This is a genomic window from Nocardioides sp. (assembly GCF_041913365.1).
In the GTDB taxonomy this organism is placed as follows: domain Bacteria; phylum Actinomycetota; class Actinomycetes; order Propionibacteriales; family Nocardioidaceae; genus Nocardioides.
Window position 1 is genome coordinate 1 of the sequence record NZ_JAYSFM010000008.1, and the last position, 3,520, is coordinate 3,520.

Below are 3,520 nucleotides of genomic sequence, written 5' to 3' on the forward strand. Positions count from 1 at the left end.
CGCAAGATCGAGATCGGCAGCTACCAGGGTCGCCGCCACCGCATGGGCCTCCCGGTCCGCGGCCAGCGCACCAAGACCAACGCGCGCACCCGCAAGGGCCCCAAGCGCACCGTCGCCGGCAAGAAGAAGGCGAAGTGATCGGCGCCCTGCGCTGATCCTCGTCATCGAAGCTTCCAGACCAGACCTCAGGAGTTACTGAATGCCTCCCAAGAGCCGCGCAACCAAGGTGCGCCGCAAGGAGAAGAAGAACGTCGCCCAGGGCGAAGCCCACATCAAGAGCACGTTCAACAACACCATCGTCACGATCACCGACCCGACCGGCGCGGTGATCTCGTGGGCCTCTGCCGGCACCGTCGGCTTCAAGGGCTCGCGCAAGTCCACCCCCTTCGCCGCCCAGATGGCTGCCGAGGCCGCCGGCCGTCGCGCCATGGACCACGGCATGAAGAAGATCGACGTCTTCGTCAAGGGTCCGGGCTCGGGTCGTGAGACCGCCATTCGTTCGCTGGGTGCCATCGGCCTCGAGGTCGGCACCATCCAGGACGTCACGCCCACCCCGCACAACGGATGCCGGCCGCCCAAGCGCCGCCGCGTCTGACCCGAGACTGAGAAAGAGAGACTGAAACATGGCCCGCTACACCGGTCCCATGACCCGCAAGTCGCGCCGTCTCGGTGTCGACCTCGTCGGCGGCGACGCCGCCTTCGAGAAGCGTCCCTACGCTCCCGGCCAGCACGGCCGCGGCCGCATCAAGGAGTCCGAGTACCTCCTGCAGCTGCGTGAGAAGCAGAAGGCTCGCTTCACCTACGGCGTGATGGAGAAGCAGTTCGTCCGCTACTACAAGGAGGCCAGCCGTCGCCAGGGCAAGACCGGCGACAACCTCCTGCAGCTCCTCGAGTGCCGCCTCGACAACGTGGTCTACCGCGCCGGCTTCGCCCGGACGCGCCGCCAGGCCCGCCAGCTCGTCGTGCACGGCCACTTCCTGGTCAACGGCAAGAAGGTCAACATCCCGTCCTTCCAGGTCACCGACCACGACATCATCGACGTGCGCGAGAAGTCGCTGGAGATGACCCCGCTGATCGTGGCTCGCGAGACCCACGGCGAGCGCGTCACCCCCGCGTGGATGGAGGTCATCCCGTCGCGGATGCGCATCCTCGTGCACCAGGTCCCGGTCCGCGCGCAGATCGACGTGCCGGTCCAGGAGCAGCTCATCGTGGAGTACTACTCCAAGAAGTGACCTTGTCGGTGGCCGTCCGTCCTGCGGGCGGTCGCCGATGCCCCTCTTCCACACCACTCCTCACCATGTTCGGATCCGTCAAATAGCGGGTGGATCCGGAAAGGAAAAACTCCGTGCTCATCGCTCAGCGCCCCACCCTCACGGAAGAGACCGTCGACGAGTTCCGCTCGCGGTTCGTCATCGAGCCCCTGGAGCCGGGCTTCGGCTACACGCTCGGCAACTCGCTGCGGCGTACGCTCCTCAGCTCCATCCCGGGTGCCTCGGTCACCAGCATCAAGGTCGACTCCGTCCTGCACGAGTTCTCGACCATCGAGGGCGTCACCGAGGACATGACCGAGATCATCCTCAACCTCAAGGGCATCGTCGTCTCCTCGGAGCACGACGAGCCGGTCGTGATGTACCTGCGCAAGTCGGGTGCCGGTGACGTCACCGCCGCCGACATCACCCCGCCCGCCGGTGTCGAGGTGCACAACCCCGAGCTCAAGATCGCCACGCTGTCCGACAAGGGCAAGCTGGAGATGGAGCTCGTCGTCGAGCGTGGCCGCGGCTACGTCTCCTCGGTCCAGAACAAGGGTGCCGACAACGAGATCGGCCGCATGCCGGTCGACTCGATCTACAGCCCCGTGCTGAAGGTGACCTACAAGGTCGAGGCCACCCGTGTCGAGCAGCGCACCGACTTCGACAAGCTCGTCATCGACGTCGAGACCAAGCCGTCGATCCGTCCCCGCGACGCGATCGCCTCCGCCGGCAAGACGCTCGTCGAGCTGTTCGGCCTGGCCCGTGAGCTCAACGTCGAGGCCGAGGGCATCGACATCGGCCCGTCGCCCGTCGACGAGCAGCTGGCCGCCGACCTGGCCCTGCCGGTCGAGGACCTGCAGCTCACGGTCCGCAGCTACAACTGCCTCAAGCGCGAGGGCATCCACACCGTGGGTGAGCTCATCTCCCGCTCGGAGCAGGACCTGCTCGACATCCGCAACTTCGGCGCGAAGTCCATCGACGAGGTGAAGGCCAAGCTCGTCGAGATGGGCCTCTCGCTCAAGGACAGCGCGCCCGGCTTCGACCCGCACGCCGCCCTCGCCGCCTACGGCGACGACGACGACGACGCGTTCATCGAGGACGAGCAGCTCTGACCTCCCGGCCCTGGCCACCCAGGGCCGTACCACCCAAACCGACCGGCAGCACGCCGGTCGTCTACCCGGGTACCTGACACGGCCCGAGAGGAAGAAGGCACCACATGCCCAAGCCCAAGAAGGGTCCCCGCCTCGGCGGCAGCCCTGCCCACCAGCGCCTGATGCTGTCGAACCTGGCCACCGCCCTGTTCGAGCACGGCCGGATCACCACCACCGAGACCCGTGCGCGCCTGCTACGCCCGGTCGCGGAGAAGCTGATCACCAAGGCCAAGCGTGGCGACCTGCACAACCGTCGTGAGGTCCTCAAGACCGTCCGCGACAAGTCGGTCGTGCACACCCTGTTCACCGAGATCGCGCCGACCTTCGCCGAGCGTCCCGGTGGCTACACCCGCATCACCAAGATCGGCCCCCGCAAGGGCGACAACGCCCCCATGGCGGTCATCGAGCTGGTGACCGAGGCCTACAGCCCGAAGGCCCCCTCGACCAAGAAGACCGAGAAGGCCGCCGCCCCGGCGCCGGCTGCCGAGGAGACCGAGGTCGTCGAGACCGAGGCTGTCGAGACCGAGGCCCCCGAGGCGACCGAGACCGACGCCCCCGAGGCCGAGGCCACGGAGACCGAGGCTGCCACCGAGGAGACCACCGAGGAGCCGGCCGCCGAGGCCGACGCCGACGAGTCGACCGAGGACGAGCCCAAGGCCTGATCCACGCTCCATCGCGAGGCCCGCCACCCCACCGGGGTGGCGGGCCTTCGTGCATCCGGGGAGCGGTGGCCCAGGCGGAATCCGGGGCCGCTGAATCCCCCTCGACCACCGCTCACGGGCGTGTCGTACGTCGGCGCGCCGGGGGAGCGGTGGCCCACCTGCATTCGGCGGGCGGGAAACGTAGGTGGACCACCGCCGGCGGGCGTGTCGTACGTGGGCGCGCGGGGGGAGCGGTGGCCCAGGCGGAATCCGGGGCCGCTGAATCCCCCTCGACCACCGCTCACGGGCGTGTCGTACGTCGGCGCGCCGGGGGAGCGGTGGCCCACCTGCATTCGGCGGGCGGGAAACGTAGGTGGACCACCGCCGGCGGGCGTGTCGTACGTGGGCGCGCGGGGGGAGCGGTGGCCCAGGCGGATTCCGGGGCCGCTGAATCCCCCTCGACCACCGCTCACGGGCG

The 3,520-nt window shown here is 68.7% G+C and carries 5 protein-coding genes; all 5 read left to right on the plus strand.

Translation table 11 applies throughout. The features are described from left to right. Window positions 1-138, plus strand: a 138-nt coding sequence (gene rpsM / locus ACE3QY_RS16655; RefSeq protein WP_374457298.1) for a 30S ribosomal protein S13, incomplete at its 5' end; no start/stop codon positions are given. A gap of 61 nt (window positions 139-199) precedes the next feature. Then, on the plus strand, window positions 200-595 hold the full coding sequence (rpsK, locus tag ACE3QY_RS16660) for a 30S ribosomal protein S11 (RefSeq protein WP_056906616.1): 396 nt from the start codon (window positions 200-202) through the stop codon (window positions 593-595). A gap of 28 nt (window positions 596-623) precedes the next feature. Beyond that, a complete protein-coding gene (rpsD, locus tag ACE3QY_RS16665) occupies window positions 624-1,232 on the plus strand; it encodes a 30S ribosomal protein S4 (RefSeq protein WP_230441858.1) in 609 nt (202 codons plus the stop codon). 113 nt (window positions 1,233-1,345) lie between these two features. Continuing rightward, window positions 1,346-2,362 (plus strand): DNA-directed RNA polymerase subunit alpha, encoded by a 1,017-nt coding sequence (locus ACE3QY_RS16670; RefSeq protein ID WP_121141540.1) that lies wholly within the window; start codon window positions 1,346-1,348, stop codon window positions 2,360-2,362. Between the two features lie 104 nt (window positions 2,363-2,466). Next, the gene (gene rplQ / locus ACE3QY_RS16675; protein ID WP_374457166.1) at window positions 2,467-3,063 is read left to right on the plus strand and encodes a 50S ribosomal protein L17; all 597 of its coding nucleotides are present in this window, start codon (window positions 2,467-2,469) and stop codon (window positions 3,061-3,063) included. Window positions 3,064-3,520 lie beyond the last annotated feature (457 nt).

Excerpts from the sequence above, each read along its gene's own strand:
- rpsK (WP_056906616.1), top strand. The coding sequence starts at position 200 with ATGCCTCCCAAGAGCCGCGCAACCAAGGTGCGCCGCAAGGAGAAGAAG.
- rpsD (WP_230441858.1), top strand. The coding sequence starts at position 624 with ATGGCCCGCTACACCGGTCCCATGACCCGCAAGTCGCGCCGTCTCGGT.
- rplQ (WP_374457166.1), top strand. The coding sequence starts at position 2,467 with ATGCCCAAGCCCAAGAAGGGTCCCCGCCTCGGCGGCAGCCCTGCCCAC.